The 15,136-nt window shown below is 57.7% G+C and carries 17 protein-coding genes; 7 read left to right on the plus strand and 10 right to left on the minus strand.

Features of this window, described 5'->3' with window-relative positions:
• Window positions 1-47: 47 nt before the first annotated feature.
• A complete protein-coding gene (locus IG168_RS03020) occupies window positions 48-2,258 on the minus strand; it encodes a S9 family peptidase (protein ID WP_193161671.1) in 2,211 nt (736 codons plus the stop codon).
• A gap of 267 nt (window positions 2,259-2,525) precedes the next feature.
• Between IG168_RS03020 and IG168_RS03025 the strand changes: the two genes are divergently transcribed.
• The 4 genes from IG168_RS03025 to IG168_RS03040 all read left to right on the plus strand — a co-directional run bounded on the left by IG168_RS03025 (window position 2,526) and on the right by IG168_RS03040 (window position 5,608).
• Window positions 2,526-3,227 (plus strand): pirin family protein, encoded by a 702-nt coding sequence (locus IG168_RS03025; protein WP_193161672.1) that lies wholly within the window; start codon window positions 2,526-2,528, stop codon window positions 3,225-3,227.
• A 113-nt stretch (window positions 3,228-3,340) separates the two neighbouring features.
• Window positions 3,341-4,000, plus strand: a complete 660-nt coding sequence (locus IG168_RS03030) for a DsbA family oxidoreductase (RefSeq protein WP_193161673.1) — start codon at window positions 3,341-3,343, stop codon at window positions 3,998-4,000.
• A 148-nt stretch (window positions 4,001-4,148) separates the two neighbouring features.
• On the plus strand, window positions 4,149-4,637 hold the full coding sequence (locus IG168_RS03035) for a hypothetical protein (RefSeq protein WP_193161674.1): 489 nt from the start codon (window positions 4,149-4,151) through the stop codon (window positions 4,635-4,637).
• Between the two features lie 161 nt (window positions 4,638-4,798).
• On the plus strand, window positions 4,799-5,608 hold the full coding sequence (locus IG168_RS03040) for an intradiol ring-cleavage dioxygenase (RefSeq protein ID WP_319024646.1): 810 nt from the start codon (window positions 4,799-4,801) through the stop codon (window positions 5,606-5,608).
• A 59-nt stretch (window positions 5,609-5,667) separates the two neighbouring features.
• Here the strand turns inward: IG168_RS03040 and IG168_RS03045 are convergent, their stop codons facing one another.
• From IG168_RS03045 to IG168_RS20955, 7 genes are all read right to left on the minus strand, one after another.
• The gene (locus IG168_RS03045) at window positions 5,668-5,925 is read right to left on the minus strand and encodes a hypothetical protein (RefSeq protein ID WP_193161675.1); all 258 of its coding nucleotides are present in this window, start codon (window positions 5,923-5,925) and stop codon (window positions 5,668-5,670) included.
• A 27-nt stretch (window positions 5,926-5,952) separates the two neighbouring features.
• Window positions 5,953-6,795: an S-formylglutathione hydrolase gene (fghA, locus tag IG168_RS03050; protein ID WP_193161676.1), complete on the minus strand. Its 843-nt coding sequence runs from the start codon at window positions 6,793-6,795 to the stop codon at window positions 5,953-5,955.
• 13 nt (window positions 6,796-6,808) lie between these two features.
• On the minus strand, window positions 6,809-7,942 hold the full coding sequence (locus IG168_RS03055) for an S-(hydroxymethyl)glutathione dehydrogenase/class III alcohol dehydrogenase (protein WP_193161677.1): 1,134 nt from the start codon (window positions 7,940-7,942) through the stop codon (window positions 6,809-6,811).
• A 93-nt stretch (window positions 7,943-8,035) separates the two neighbouring features.
• On the minus strand, window positions 8,036-9,052 hold the full coding sequence (locus IG168_RS03060) for an AraC family transcriptional regulator (RefSeq protein WP_193161678.1): 1,017 nt from the start codon (window positions 9,050-9,052) through the stop codon (window positions 8,036-8,038).
• 128 nt (window positions 9,053-9,180) lie between these two features.
• On the minus strand, window positions 9,181-9,564 hold the full coding sequence (gene gloA2, locus IG168_RS03065) for an SMU1112c/YaeR family gloxylase I-like metalloprotein (RefSeq protein ID WP_193161679.1): 384 nt from the start codon (window positions 9,562-9,564) through the stop codon (window positions 9,181-9,183).
• Between the two features lie 269 nt (window positions 9,565-9,833).
• Window positions 9,834-10,040: a hypothetical protein gene (locus IG168_RS03070; RefSeq protein ID WP_193161680.1), complete on the minus strand. Its 207-nt coding sequence runs from the start codon at window positions 10,038-10,040 to the stop codon at window positions 9,834-9,836.
• Window positions 10,041-10,065: 25 nt separating this feature from the next.
• On the minus strand, window positions 10,066-10,353 hold the full coding sequence (locus IG168_RS20955; protein ID WP_404931985.1) for a YrhK family protein: 288 nt from the start codon (window positions 10,351-10,353) through the stop codon (window positions 10,066-10,068).
• A 523-nt stretch (window positions 10,354-10,876) separates the two neighbouring features.
• Between IG168_RS20955 and IG168_RS03080 the strand changes: the two genes are divergently transcribed.
• Window positions 10,877-12,409 carry a phospholipase D-like domain-containing protein gene (locus IG168_RS03080; RefSeq protein ID WP_193161681.1) on the plus strand — a complete coding sequence of 511 codons (1,533 nt, stop codon included), beginning with the start codon at window positions 10,877-10,879 and terminating at the stop codon, window positions 12,407-12,409.
• A 34-nt stretch (window positions 12,410-12,443) separates the two neighbouring features.
• Here IG168_RS03080 and IG168_RS03085 read toward each other — a convergent pair whose 3' ends face one another.
• Together IG168_RS03085 and IG168_RS03090 are read right to left on the minus strand one after the other, a co-directional pair.
• Window positions 12,444-12,860: a CBS domain-containing protein gene (locus IG168_RS03085; protein ID WP_193161682.1), complete on the minus strand. Its 417-nt coding sequence runs from the start codon at window positions 12,858-12,860 to the stop codon at window positions 12,444-12,446.
• 70 nt (window positions 12,861-12,930) lie between these two features.
• Window positions 12,931-13,359: an Hsp20/alpha crystallin family protein gene (locus IG168_RS03090; protein ID WP_193161683.1), complete on the minus strand. Its 429-nt coding sequence runs from the start codon at window positions 13,357-13,359 to the stop codon at window positions 12,931-12,933.
• Window positions 13,360-13,594: 235 nt separating this feature from the next.
• Here IG168_RS03090 and IG168_RS03095 point away from each other — a divergent pair, with 235 nt between their 5' ends.
• Together IG168_RS03095 and corA are read left to right on the plus strand one after the other, a co-directional pair.
• Window positions 13,595-14,032 carry a host attachment protein gene (locus IG168_RS03095; protein WP_193161684.1) on the plus strand — a complete coding sequence of 146 codons (438 nt, stop codon included), beginning with the start codon at window positions 13,595-13,597 and terminating at the stop codon, window positions 14,030-14,032.
• Between the two features lie 123 nt (window positions 14,033-14,155).
• Window positions 14,156-15,109: a magnesium/cobalt transporter CorA gene (corA, locus tag IG168_RS03100; RefSeq protein WP_193161685.1), complete on the plus strand. Its 954-nt coding sequence runs from the start codon at window positions 14,156-14,158 to the stop codon at window positions 15,107-15,109.
• Window positions 15,110-15,136 lie beyond the last annotated feature (27 nt).

Below are 15,136 nucleotides of genomic sequence, written 5' to 3' on the forward strand. Positions count from 1 at the left end.
AAAAAGCCGGGCATCGCCCGGCTTTTTCTCCTGCAGCAGTAAGGTGCTTACTGCGCTTCACCTTTCAGGTGACGATCAAAGAAATCCTTAATCAGGGTGTACTGGTGAATGCGGGTGTTCTTGCCGCGCATGCTGTGTTTTTTGCCCGGATAGGTCATCAGTTCGAACTGCTGGTCATTGTCCTGCAGGATCTTGATCAGCTTGGTGGTATTGGTGAACAGCACATTGTCATCCGCCATACCGTGATAGATCAGCAGGGAGCCCTTGAGGCCGTCCACATAGGGAAACACCGAGGATTTCTCGTAGGCCTTGGGATCGGTATTCGGGTTGCCCATGTAACGTTCGGTGTAGTGGGTATCGTAGAGCGCCCAGTCGGTAACCGGCGCACCAGCCACGCCAGCCTGGAAGTAGTCACCGGCCTTGAACACGGAATTCAGCGCCATGTAGCCACCGTAGCTGTGACCGTAAACACCGATGTGCTTGCCGTCCACATAGGGCAGAGAGCGCAGGAATTTGACGCCGGTAACCTGGTCGTCAACCTCTACCGAACCCATACGGTGGTAGATGGCGTCTTCGAACTTCTTGCCGCGATTGGCGGAACCGCGGTTGTCCAGGGTGAACACCACATAGCCCTGCTGCGCCATGTACTCGAGGAACGGCGAGGACCAGCTATTGGTGACCAGCTGCGCGTGGGGGCCGCCGTACAGGAATACCATTACCGGATATTTCTTCTTCGGGTTGAAGTCAGCGGGCTTGAACATCCGGTAGTAGAGGGTATGCCCTTGCGGCGCCTTGATGGTGCCGAATTCCGGCGTGATCCAGTCCTTCATGTAGGGGTACAGCGGGTGGCCGGACTTCACTTCATTGTGCTCGAGCCAGGTCACCTGCTTGCCACTGGGCGCGTGCAGGCTCACCTGCGGCGGCGTGGTGACATTGGAGAACTTGTCGATATAGCCGGAGGCGTCCTTGGCGAATGCGATGGAGTGCATGCCGGGGCGGCTGGAGATCTTCTGCGGCTTGCCTTTCCCCTCGAGGCTGACTTCGTACAGGTGGCGTTCCGTCGGCGTGTCCACGCGGCCGGTGAAATAGACCTTACCTTTTTTCTCATCCACCGCGGCCAGCGCGTCGATTGGCCAGTTGCCACTGGTTAGCTGGCGCACCAGCTTGCCGTTCAGGTCGTAGAGGTACAGGTGTTTGAAGCCGTCGCGCTCGGACGCCCAGATAAAGCGGTCGCTGTCTTTGAGGAAGCGCAGGTCGTTGTTCAGGTTGACCCAGGTATTGCTGTGCTCGTCGACCAGCATGCGGCCCTTGCCATTGTTGGTATTGACCAGGCGCAACTGCAGTTCCTTCTGGCTGCGGTTCTGCCATTGGTAGCTGAGCAGGTTGTCGCGCGCCCATTTGACCCGCGGGATATAAATATCCTGATCGTCGCCCAAATTAATCCAGTGCGTCTTACCGGAATCCAGGTCCAGCACACCCAGTTTCACCTTCACATTCGGTCGGCCGGCGGCGGGATAGCGCTGCTGAATCATCTCGATACGATCGGCGTAGATCTCGCTGCGGGTGACCTCATCCACCGGCGACTCATCCACCTGCAGGTAGGCGATGTGGCGGTCGTCCGGGGACCACCAGTACCCGGTCATGCGATCCATCTCCTCCTGGGCGACGAACTCTGCCATACCGTTCTTGATCGGACCCTTGCCATCCGTGGTCAGCTGACGCTCCTTACCGGTCTTCAGGTCGACGAGGTAAATATTCTGGTCGCGGATGAAGGAGACGTAACGCCCCTTGGGGGACACACGCACGTCGGTTTCAAACGCCTCGGTATTCGTCAGGCGGCGCGTGACTTTCTTGTTGAGGTCGTAGTAATAGACATCGCCGGCCAGCGGGAACAGCAGTGACTTGCCATCCTCGGACCAGGTGTACTCCATGATGCCGCTGCCGTAGATACGCTGGCGCTCGCGGCGAGCCTTCTCTTCGTCGGACAGCTCTTCCTTGCCCTTGTGCAGGCTATCGGAATTGACCAGCACGCGGGTTTTGCCGTCGGCGAGGTTGTATTCCCACAGGTCGTAGCGGTTGTAGTCGTCCTTGCGGCCCTGGAGGAAAGTGACCCGGCTGCCGTCCGGAGAGTACTCCAGAGCGCGCGGCGAGGTACCACTCAGCGCAGGATCGGAGAATATTCTTTCAACAGTCAGTTGTTCAGCAGAAGAAAAGCTGGCAAATGCACAGCCCAGCAGGATAAGAAGTCCTCGTTTCATACGGCATCTCGTTTTTATCGTCAGAAACAGCTCGGGGCCGCTGCGCAGCCCCGAGACTCTGAAGATCATTCTAATGCCGCGGCACTGCAGGTGTCACTTTGCCAGCGGCGGAGCGAGCGCCCGGGGCGCCGGGAATTCCAATCCGCAACACCCAACCTTTCGGTTTCTCCTGCCAAACCCTCGCAAAATATCCGATTTATTCACCCTCACCGACCGACTTATCATGCACGGCAACCCAGACCCGACCACACGACAGGAGGGCTCGACATGGACTACATCAGAAAAGCAGACACCCGCGGGCGCGCCAACTTCGGCTGGCTCGACAGCCGCCATACGTTTTCTTTCGGCAGCTACTACGACCCCCGGCATATGGGCGTTTCGGTACTGCGGGTGATCAATGACGATACCGTCAAGGGCGGTACCGGCTTCGGCGCCCACGGACACCGCGATATGGAAATCATCTCCTACGTGCTGGAAGGCGCTATCGAACACCGGGACAGCACCGGCAATCACTTCGTTGTGCCGGCGGGCGAGGTCCAGCGCATGAGCGCGGGCCGCGGTATCCAGCACTCGGAATTCAACCAGTCCCGCAACAAGCGCCTGCGCTTTCTGCAGATCTGGATCGAACCGAACGTCACGGGTATCGAACCCGGCTATGAACAGGCGCATATCGAGCAGCGCGGAGCACTGACTCCTCTGGTGACGCCCGATGGCAGAGAGGGATCCCTCAGCCTGCACCAGGATGCCAGCCTCTACCGGCTGCGCCTGCAACCCGGCGAGGCGTTTACCCTGAGTACCGGCGGCCGCAGCGGCTATCTCCACGTGATTGACGGTGGTGCCGACGCCGGAACCACCCGCTTGGCTCCCGGCGACGGCGTCGGCTTTATCAAGACCCGTGAACAGGAACTGATTGCCGCTAACCAGGGCCTGGAAGCCCTGTGGTTTGACCTGCCTCGAGAGGGACGCTGATCCGCCAACCGCACAAGGGCACCGGTCTAATTCATCCGGTGCCCGCCGCGCCGGTATCCAAGGACGCTAAACTTGAGGTACCGTGATCAGTAATGCCACTCAAAGGGACGCCCATGAGCAAACAGCCGCTGCGCATTGATATCGTCTCCGATGTCGTCTGCCCCTGGTGTGTCATCGGCTACCTGCGCCTGCAAAAGGCCCTAGCCGGTTTTGCCGACCTATTCGAGACAGATGTGCACTGGCTGCCCTTTGAACTGAATCCACAAATGCCCGCAGAAGGCGAAAACCTGCGGGAACACCTGGCAAATAAATATGGCACCACGCCACAGGAAAGCATCGAGGCGCGACAGCGACTGACTGACCTGGGGGCTGACCTGGGCTTCGCGTTCAATTACAGCGATGACATGCGCATGTACAACACTTTCAATGCGCATCAGCTACTGCACTGGGCCGCCGCTTACGATCGACAGACAGCATTGAGCCTGCAACTGTTCCACGATTTTTTCCATCACCAGAAAAATGTCGACGATACCGAAGTACTCGCCGAGGCCGCCGCTGCGGTGGGGCTGAATGCACAGGAAGCGCGCGACATTTTGCAGAACCAGACTTACGCAGATTCAGTGCGCAGCCTGGAGCAACAGATCACCAGCCAGGGCGTGCAGGGCGTGCCGCTGTTTATATTAAACCGACAGTACGGCATCAGTGGCGCACAGGAGGTGCAGACTTTCGCCCGCCAGTTGCAACAATTACTCGACGAAAACGCCGCAGACTGAATCCCTACGCGCACAATTCTAGTGCACACCTCTTCACCGCCATCTTGCGGCGCCCCATCTTTCCTCATTAACAATTGTTTACCGATCTTAACCCAACGCCTCCCGGCTGCCGTGGTCTCATGAGCGGACTTCAACTGAGGAAATAACAATGAAGCGCTCTCTCTTGCTGGCAGCAACCGTATTGGCCGCCGGCTGCAGTTCAACACCGCCGATGCCACCGGTATTTTCCGAATCCCTGATCACCAATATCACCGCACAGGGCAATCAGGTTTTTACCTATAAGGCCACGTTAAACCTGTCCGAGGGCGGTGGCCGCGGCCAACGCGGTGGCATGGGTCGCGGCCCCGGCGGCGGTATGGGTGGAGGTAAAGGCGGCGGACCCGGCGGTGGAATGGGCGGAGGACCCGGTGGCGGCATGGGCGGCGAACCCGGCGGTGCCATGGGTGGCAAGCCCGGAGGCGGCATGCAAGCCAAAATGCGCGGCAACCCAGAAGAAGCAGCCACCGAACGACTGACAGAAGTACTCGCCGATACCGGCTATTGCACCAACGGCTGGTTCGTCATCGAAAAAACCATCGATCAAGGGCTGGCGGAAATTCGCGGCGAGTGCAGAACCGCATCGGCAGACGATCAATAACTGGCGCTGCGCTGGAGAAGGCCGAAATCCAGATGCCGTTTCGAATGACTTGCAGTTAGCCCTCACTGGCGTTCGGTTTGATCCACACAAAATGCAGCGCGAATTTCCCAAATCATATTTTTAATTGATAAGGCACTAACAATTTTTCAAGGAGACAAAATGTGAAGGACGAAAATGAGATAACAGATCCCAACCGCCGTCGCGCCCTGGCACTGCTTGGCACCCTGACCGGTGTCGCACTGATCGCCAGCTGCAAGGACGGCGATTCCAGTAACGGGGCTTCGTCGAGTAGTTCTTCCAGCAGTTCTTCCAGTAGTTCATCCGGAGGCGGCAGCACGTCCGGCAGTTCATCTGGCAGCACATCGAGTGACGGCAGCGATTCCTGTGTACTGATACCGGAAGAAACTGAGGGCCCCTACCCGCTCACTGCGGTGTTGAGCAATTCCGCCATGGTGCGCTCGAATATTACCGAGGGCAAAACCGGTGTGCCATTAACCTTGGTACTGAACCTGGTGGACGTCAATAACGGCTGTACCCCGATTACCAATGCCTCTGTCTATATCTGGCACTGCGACAAGGACGGCGTCTATTCCGGCTATTCGCAGCCGGGCGCGGACACCCGCGGAGAAACGTTCTGCCGCGGCATTCAGGATGTGGACAGCGATGGCATGGTGCTGTTCGAGACCATCTATCCGGGCTGGTACAGTGGACGCATCACCCACATTCACTTCCAGATATTCCTGTTCAGCAGTTCGACCGCAACTGCCACCTCACAAATCGCTTTCCCGCAGGATATCACCGGCGCAATTTACGATTCGGAGCTCTATGCGGCGCACGGCCAGAACACGTCGGTGTCCAGCTTTTCCCGCGACAATGTGTTTAGCGATGGCACCACCTACCAGATGGCAGAAGTGACCGGGGATATCGACAACGGTTATGTGGCAACTCTGCAGGTGGGGATTGCGGTCTGAAGTGAACTATGCCGGACGACCGGGGCTGGCCGGTCATCCGGGCTCTACCTCCGCGCCAATCAATTGTCGGAAGACGATCCGAAGAGGACAAACAACAAACCGTCAATAAAGTCCGAATCCGGGACATCGTTGCGGGTCTTGTACGCCGTTTCCCGCTGCTGTTCCGCCAGTGCCGGATTCCCGGCTTCCTCGGAAATTACCGCGGCCTCTTCATACACCTGGGCACGGCTGTTTCTTCTTTCCGCATTGAACGAACTACAACCGACACACAACTGCATTAGCGCGACAATGGCCAGACCATTCAGGACGTATTTCATTGGGGGGAAATCCTTTTCCAGTCAGCCTCAATGTTTGAGCAGATAATCGGCATGGAAACGCAGATGCTGCTCGATAAACGAGGCGATAAAGTAGTAGCTGTGATCGTAACCGGTGTGGTGCTCGACTTGTACCGGGTAGCCGGCCGCCTCAGCAGCGGTTTCCAGGGCGTGGGGTTTCAGCTGTTGCTCGAGAAACTGGTCTGCATCCCCCTGTGACACGAGGATCGGCAGCTGATCCACGGCACGACCGATCAGCACGGTCGTATCATACTCTTCCCAGCTCAGTCGATCCGCGCCGAGATAGGCGGCAAAGGCCTTCTCGCCCCAGGGGCAGGCCATCGGGTTACAGATGGGACTGAACGCGGAGATGGACTGGTAGCGCTCCGAATTGCGCAACCCGATCACCAGTGCACCGTGCCCGCCCATGGAATGACCTGCCAGTGCGCGGCGCTCATTGACCGGAAAATTGGCTTCAATCAGGCGCGGCAGTTCGTCGACGATATAGTCGTACATGCGGTAGTGCTGCTTCCACGGCTCCTGAGTGGCATTCAGGTAGAAGCCGGCCCCCTGCCCCAGGTCGTAACTTTCATCATCTGCAACGTCGTCGCCGCGGGGACTGGTGTCGGGAATCACCAGAGCAATCCCCAGCTCCGCCGCCATACGCTGGGCCCCGGCTTTCTGGCTGAAGTTTTCATCCGTACAGGTGAGCCCTGACAGCCAGTAGAGCACCGGGAACTTCTGCGCATTTTCCGCCTGCGGAGGCAGGAATATCGCAAAACGCATGGTGCAGTTCAGCACTTCGGAATGGTGTTGAAACTGCTGCTGCTGCCCGTCGAAACACTTTGTGCTGCTAATGGATTCAATCGCCATGGTCGCGCTCCGCTCAAGCTTTATCGTAGTGAATCACGCTGCGGATGCTCTTGCCCTCGTGCATCAGGTCAAAGGCATCGTTGATTTTTTCCAGCGGCATCGTGTGAGTAATGAAATCGTCCAGCTGGAATTCACCCGCCAGGTAGCGCTCGACATAGTCCGGCAATTCGGAGCGCCCTTTCACACCGCCGAAGGCCGTGCCGCGCCAGACGCGCCCGGTTACCAGCTGGAAGGGGCGGGTGCAGATTTCCTGGCCGGCGCCGGCGACGCCGATAATCACCGACTCGCCCCATCCCTTGTGGCAGCATTCCAGTGCGGAGCGCATGACATTCACGTTGCCGATGCACTCAAAGGAGTAATCCACACCACCGTCGGTCAATTCGACGATCACTTCCTGGATCGGCTTGTCGTAATTCTTGGGATTGATGCAGTCGGTAGCACCGAGTTTTTTCGCCAGCTCGAACTTGCCCTCGTTGATATCGATCGCGATGATGCGCCCGGCCTTGGCCAGCCGCGCGCCGATCACCGTCGCCAGGCCGATACCGCCGAGACCGAAGACCGCTACGGTCGCGCCCGGTTCAACCTTGGCCGTATTGGCGACCGCACCCATTCCGGTGGTTACCCCGCAACCGAGCAGGCAGATTTCTTCCAGCGGCGCATCCTTGTTGACCTTGGCCACAGAGATTTCCGGCAGCACCGTGTACTCGGAGAAAGTGGAAGTGCCCATATAGTGGTAGATGGGCTCGCCGTTGACGGAAAAACGGGTAGTGCCGTCGGGCATCAGGCCCTTGCCCTGGGTTTCGCGAATTTTCTGGCACAGGTTGGTCTTGCCGGATTTGCAGAATTTGCACTCGCCGCACTCGGGCGTATACAGCGGAATCACATGGTCGCCCACAGCCACACTGGTTACCCCCTCGCCCACAGATTCGACGATACCGCCGCCTTCGTGGCCGAGAATGGCCGGGAAAACTCCCTCAGGGTCGTCGCCGGACAGGGTAAACGCATCGGTATGACAGACGCCGGTGGCCAGCAGTTTGATACGGACCTCGCCCTTCTGCGGCGGCATGACCTCGACTTCTTCGATGGAGAGCGGTTCGCCGGCCTTCCAGGCGACAGCGGCTTTACAGCGGATGGGTTCTGCTGACATGAAATTCCCCCGTGGGTGACTTATTCCTAGGTTCCGGCATAGATTGCGGAATTCCGCTCAGGATAGACCGGCGCGGGGGCCACGCGCAAAGTGTTATACCGGCGCTGCCCGCTCCTGCTTGCGCCACTGCAGCGGCGATTTACCATGCACAGCGCGGAATGCCTTGGAAAATGCACTGATATCTGTGTAGCCCAGCGTGGCGGATAGCAAATTGATATCGATGCTCGACGCACTCAGGTGCCAGCGCGCAGTCTCCATGCGTGCATCCTGCAGCAACTGCTTGAAGCTGGTCCCCTCCCGCTGCAGGTGTCGTTGCAGAGTGCGGGCCGGCACGTCGATCAGACGTGAAATCTGCGCCAGGCTGTGACGTTGCGCGCCGAGCGTCTGCAGTATCAGCGCCTTCACCTGGTCGGCGAGGCTGCCCGAGTGCTTGTCCAGCAACTGCCGGGTGAACTCGTCAAAGTAACGGACCAGGCTGGCGCTGGGCGGGCACAGCGCACGCTGGACCACATCCGCATCGAACTCCAGGCTGTCATGGGGCTGATCAAACTCGACCTCGGCCTGGAAAAAATCCCGGTAGCACTGCATCGGTGACACCGGCCCCTGACTGAACGTCACCCGTCGCGGGCGAATATCCCGCCCGGCCAGATCCTGGATCAGTCGATAGCCAGCACCCGTTGCCAGTTCGCGGTACTGCCGCGCTGCCAACGGATCGTCGAAGTGGTCAAATCGCCGGGCGATCAGCAGATCTCCCTCCTGCTGAATGCGCCAGTGCTCAGCCTGGTTATGCAGCGCCATATAGCGCTGCGCTACTACCAGTGCCGTGCGCAGATCCGCGCTTTCCAGCACCAGTCTGCCCAGTGCACCGAGTATGCGCACACCCTGCTTATCGGCGAGACGCAGGCCGAAGTCCGTGCAATTGAGCTCATCCGCGCAAATATTGAGCAGTTTCGTCAGGGTTGCAATCGGAATCAGCAGGTCCGGGCGACGCATACAGTCTGCCGGCAACCCCACCTTTGCCAATAAAGCTGCGGGATCACCGCCCAGCGCAGGTACGAGTTGATTGAAACCCGCCAGGGCACCGCTGCGGATTTCGTAAATGGGTTTCATGCAGTTCTCGAGTTAATTCAAGGAGGAATTCTGCAACCGCGCTCGCGCGGCCTAGCGCCTTGTGGGCATCCGGCGGCAATCATACATCCTGATACGGCTGTCACCAACGGCGAGCTTATGCGCAGGTATCACGCTTCATAGAGTTCCAGTGGCAATCCATCCGGGTCACAGAAGAAGGTAAACTTCTTACCGGTGTACTCATCCCGCCGGATCGGCTCCACTGTCACGCCGGCGGACACCAGATTATCTGTAGCCGCCTCCACTGAATCCACGCAAAACGCCAGGTGGCGGAGCCCCCGTGCCTCCGGGTAACTCGGGCGCGGCGGACAGTCGGGAAAGGAGAACAGCTCGATCTGGCTGCCGTCGGGCAAGCGCAGGTCCAGCTTGTAGGAATCCCGCTCCGCCCGATAGTTTTCGGCAACGACCTCCAGCCCAAGAATATCGACATAAAAATGTTTCGACTGTACGAAATCGGAACAGATAATGGCGGCGTGGTGAATACCTTTGAGCATACGTTACCTGTGACAATATTTGGTACCGAATCGTACAACGGAATGGTATGAAGGTGTGATTCGGAACGATGGCCTGCACTGTTGCCCCCAGTTAATGAGGGAAACTACCCCGCCCCCTCTTCTCATAACTGGCCAATTCAGCCGGTAAGTCCCCATATATTTTTATCTTGCGGATGGATTCCAGGGCGTCATCCCGCTGTCCGGCCATCACATGCTCATAGGCCTGCCGGACATGGTGTGCATGTCTGCCCTGATGAATGCGCTCACCCTCACCAAACGACAGCTTCTCCGCAATCCAAAATCCAAAATCCGGCAAATGAAACAGGAATGATCAACAGTAGAAACCATTCACTGTGCAGAAAAACGGTGGTAAAAATTCCAATCAGGGTTCCGACGACTACCGGCAGCGTGGCGCCAATACAGCCAATACCGCCGTTTCTCGAAGGTTGTCGATATCCGTATCGCTTGTACCACATGTCTTATTGCCCCCACTGCAAACTGCTAACGTGATACGAAGATGCAACTCAACCTATTTGTAACAGTATGCCTCCCGATGTGGCCATCGGCTGTTACGCTGTTTGTTTGTAATTTATAGACGCGTTTAACATGCACCAGACTCATCAATTTTATACAGGGCTTTATCAGGAACTGCGCACTTCCCACCACAAACAGCCAGGTCCCGCTTTCCATCAGCGAGTCAGATAAAAAAAGGATACTACCGACAAGAAACCAGATAGCGATAAAGATATCATTCAGCGCACCCAATGCCTCATATCGCCGCTGTATCACGATATGCTTTTGCTTGAAAAGATCGACTTCCAGATCTCGATTGAAAACTTTAACTGCAATACTCCTGACAATATAAAAACTGTAATCGGAAGCCTAACAGTTAATTGAGCTCAATTGCCATTAATCACAAAGCTTCGGACTATTTATCAAACCACTTGGCATAACAACAAAAGAAAATCTTTGGAAATACCTATCCATTAGTTTTTCGCATAGGCAGAGTCAAACTCGAAAGCAACGATAAAAATGTGCGAGACAGAAGTCGGCCGGTTTTTAGCACCTGTCACCTCCCTGCACAGGATCAACTCGAAACGGATCACAAGGCCGACGCAGTTGCACCTATTTCCTCAAATAAATGAAGCATGCGTCAGTCCGCTGGGCGGAGCGGTCCGATTTCGAGATCACGATTTAGGTATTAGCACGCAAGCCGGCGCTTGCAGCTGCGCGAACATCTATACTGCTAACGCCATCGGCCCCGCCCACAAGTACGACCGGGGCTGCCAGGAAGCCAGCGTGGAAGTCCCTGTTGCGCCAGTATCTGCTTCTGCTGTCACTCCCGTTTCTGCTGTGCCTGTGCGCCTGTTCCGGCCCGGCCGTGTTTCCGGATCCGCCAGTGCGCACCGCCAGTTACCAGCGCGCGGCACCCGCGGATACGCCGCTGGCGCGCACGGTACTGCGCCTGACCGACAATCGCACCGGGCAGACGGGAGTCTATCCGGTGACCTCGGCGCACAATGCGCTGGCGGTGCGCCTTGCCGCGATCCGCGCGGCGCGCAGCTCCATCGACATCCAGTACTTCATCTTCCGCCGCGATGAGACCGGCCTGTTGCTGACCCGCGAACTGGTGCGGGCGGCCGAGCGCGGCGTGCGGGTGCGTTTCCTGCTCGACGACTTCACTACCGGCGATGCCGACCGGGTGCTGCTGGCCCTGGATCACCAGCCGAATATCGAGATCCGCCTGTTCAATCCCTTTCCCCACAAAAGTCCGCGTCCACTGGAGTTCTTTGCCGACTACCCTCGCCTCAGCCGGCGCATGCACAATAAATCCCTGACCGTTGATGGACAGGTCAGCTTTATCGGCGGGCGCAACTTGAGCAACAAATACTTTGGCATCGATCACCAGATCAATTTCGGCGACCTGGATATGCTTACCATTGGCGCGGCGGTCACGGAGATCGGCCAACAGTTCGACCTCTACTGGAACAGCCGCTTCAGCTTCCCGTTGCAAACGGTGATTCCCCACCATTTCAGTGATGGCGAACTGGGCGACCTGATGAAGGAAATGGACCACAATGCACAGTCGCTGCTCGACAGCGACTACGGACGCAGCCTGGAACTGTCGCCGGTCATCCGCGCGCTGAGCAAGGATGCTGGACTCTGGTACTGGGCCAGCGCTCGCCCGTTGTACGATCCGCCGCGCAAAGTGGCATTTCCGCCGGAACAGGATCGCCAGTTCGCCGGCGGCGCGCTGATGCGTCATATCCTGTCGGCGCGGCGGCAGCTGATTGTGGTTTCCCCATATTTTTTGCCCGGGAAGGAATACCTGCAGGCGCTGCTGGATGCGGCGCGACGCGGTGTCGACGTGCATATCCTGACCAATTCACTGGCGTCCACCGATGTGATACTCGCCCACGGCCCCTACCGGAAATACCGCGAACCGTTACTGCGCGCCGGTATCCACCTGTACGAACTGTCAAGCAGACTCAACTACAAGCTGGATAACTGGAACGGCGACTCCCGCTCCCTGCTGCACGCCAAGCTGTTTATCGTCGACAAGCAGGACCTCTATGTGGGCTCATTCAACCTCGATCGCCGCTCGATCCTGTTGAATACCGAACTCGGCCTGCTGATCAATTCGCCGGAACTGGCGGGCAAAATGGCGGACAACTTTATCCGCAATGTGGGCGCAAATGCCGCCTATGTACTGAAGTTGCGGGATGGCCACATAGAATGGCACCGGGCCGACGGCAAGGTTTTTCGCCGTGAGCCCGATACCAGTGGATGGCAGCGGTTGCGCTCGATCGTCAGTGGCTGGCTGCCACTGGAATCCCAGCTGTGAGCCGCTGCCGGTTTAGTGGCAATGGTGTGCGGGATCAGTGATGCGCGGAAACGCAGGAAGCAAACTCGGCGCTTTCCTGGATACTGCAAGAGTGGGAGATATCTCCCAGACTCAGGATACCCACCATGCGTTTTTCACTGTTCATCACCGGCAAGCGGCGCAGTTGCTGCTCTTCCATCATTTCCAGCACGCTGCTCATATCGTCCTCTTCCCAGCACCACTCGATACCCTCCGTCATCACATCGCGCGCTGTCATCGAGGACATGTCACCGCCCTCTGAAACGCCGCGGCAGGCAATATCGCGGTCGGTCACCATACCGATCAGGCGATCATTTTCGCCCACCGGGATCGCACCGATATCTTCATCCCGCAACATTTTCGCCACATCCGATAGCGGGGTATCCGGTGAACACCAGGTGCATCCCTGGTGCATTGCATCTTTGACTCTCATAATGCTCTCCACAATTCATTGTGCCGCGTGCAGTGTAAGGTCGGTGTGACCAATCAACAGTTGCGGCGACCTAGTGGATTTCAATGCGCTTGCTGCTCGGTGCAGCCGGCTCCCGTTTCGGCGCTGTCAACGTAAGCACCCCATCCTTGAAGCTGGCGTCGATGTCCGTCTCGCTGACGTCCGCACCCAGGTTAAAGCTGCGCATATATTTGCCGTAGCGGCGCTCAGAGCGGATCACGCGGCCCTCCTTCTCCTCTTTTTCCTCTCGGTGAACTTCCGCCTCCAGCGTAAGCACGCCGTCTTCCAGTGTGATATTGATATCATCGCGATTCACCCCGGGCATCTCGGCGCTGATCTCATAGCCGCTATCCGTTTCCTTGACATCGATACGCGGAGAGAACAATCCTTCTTTACCTTCCATCAGCGCGCCGCTCGGGTTAAACATCTGTTCGAACAAATTATCCAGGTCGAAAGGCGACCTTCTCGGAACCAGGCTCATAACAACCTCCTAACGCAGGGTACGCGGTACTCAACGGACCGCGTCCCGACTGCGACTTGCCCCAGTTTGCCCCCATAATTTTAGGGCCGCGCCCCCGCCGTCGAAGGCTTTCTTAAATGAATTGTTTATAAGTAAACCTCAACTAAAAACCTGTGGTTTATACCAATCCCGAGGCGTGGCAGGCGCCATTTTCAACTAGCATAAAAAGGAGAGAACAAAGAGGGAGGATACGCTCATGGCACTTGCCTGGGTCCTAGTGGCCAATCAATCCCATGCCCGCCTGTTCGAAGCCTCGCAACGTGCAGGTGACCTCAGTGAACTGGATTCCATGATTCATCCGGAAAGCCGCCTCAAGGGACGCGATCTAGAGAGCGACGCCCCGGGGCGCGCCTTCGATAGCAACGGCCAGGGCCGCCACGCGATGGGTAACTCCAGTGAACTGCACCGCCGCGAAGGTGCAAATTTCGCGCGGGAAATTGCCCATGCCCTCGAGCGCGGTCGCCAGGAGGGGCGCTTTGAAAAACTGTACATCGTTGCAGAGCCCCAGATGGTGGGCAGTCTGCGGGATGCAATGAAACCGAGTACCCGCGCGGCCATCGCCGGCGAGACAGGTAAAAACCTCGTCAACTTTGGCGCCGAGGATATCCGCGCGCAGTTGCCGGTATGGCTGTAACAGCCTGGTTGGCGGCCCCGGCCGGAGGGAAGCGGGGCCGCAGACAAATATTTCACCGCGGCGATTGATTTGCGCCGCGCGGCTTGCAACCATGTGGCACCTTGTTGCCACATGGGCGGAGCAATGCTGAGACTTTTTGAAATTGTACGGGGGCGCATCGCCGAGCAGAGCAGTGAAGACGGCGTCACCGAGCAGCAGTTAAACGAGGCGGTCTGGATCGACCTGCAGGATCCCCAGGAAGACGAGCGTGACCTGCTGGAGGAATTGCTGCGCACCGAGTTGCCGGAATCAGAGGATGTCGACGAAATCGAGGCCTCTGCACGCTACTTTATCGACGCCGCCGGCGTTCACATTCACTCCCTGTTCCTATACCAGAGCGAAGGCCGTCACAACACCTGTACCGTGGCGTTCATCCTGCAGCCCCAGCGGCTGATTACCGTGCGCGACAGCGAGCTGGCGGACTTCCGCCTGCTGCGGATGCGCGCCCGGCGCGGACAGGTGGAGGCGCACAGCGCCCAGGAACTGGCGGTGCAGCTGTTCGAACAGAAGGTCGAAAACCTGGCCGATGCGCTCGAAGATATCCATCTGAAGCTCGGCGAAGTGAGCTACCTGGTGCTGGAAGACGAGACCGCTGAACTGGAAGACGCCATCGACCTGCTGGCCAAACTGGAAGACAGCAACGGGAAGGTGCACCTGAGCCTGATGGATACCCGCCGCTCGATTACTTTCCTGCAGCGACACATCAACATCGACAGTGCGCTGCAGGAAAACTTCCGCGATATCACCCGCGACATCGACACCCTGATGGCCCACACCGGGTTCCTGTTCAACAAGATCAACTTCCTGATGGATTCCACCCAGGGCTTCATCAATATTGAACAGAACCAGATCATCAAGATCTTCTCCATCGCCGCCGTCGTGTTCCTGCCGCCGACGATGATCGCCAGTATTTACGGCATGAACTTCCATGAAATCCCAGAATTGGACTGGTTTTTTGGCTACCCATGGGCGCTGGGCCTGATGCTGATGTCCGGCATAGCCCCCTACCTGTATTTCAAGAGAAAAGGCTGGCTGTAAGGCAGTCATCACAAAAAAGGGGGGACC

It is taken from the genome of Microbulbifer hainanensis (genome assembly GCF_014904735.1).
In the GTDB taxonomy this organism is placed as follows: Bacteria; Pseudomonadota; Gammaproteobacteria; order Pseudomonadales; family Cellvibrionaceae; genus Microbulbifer; species Microbulbifer hainanensis.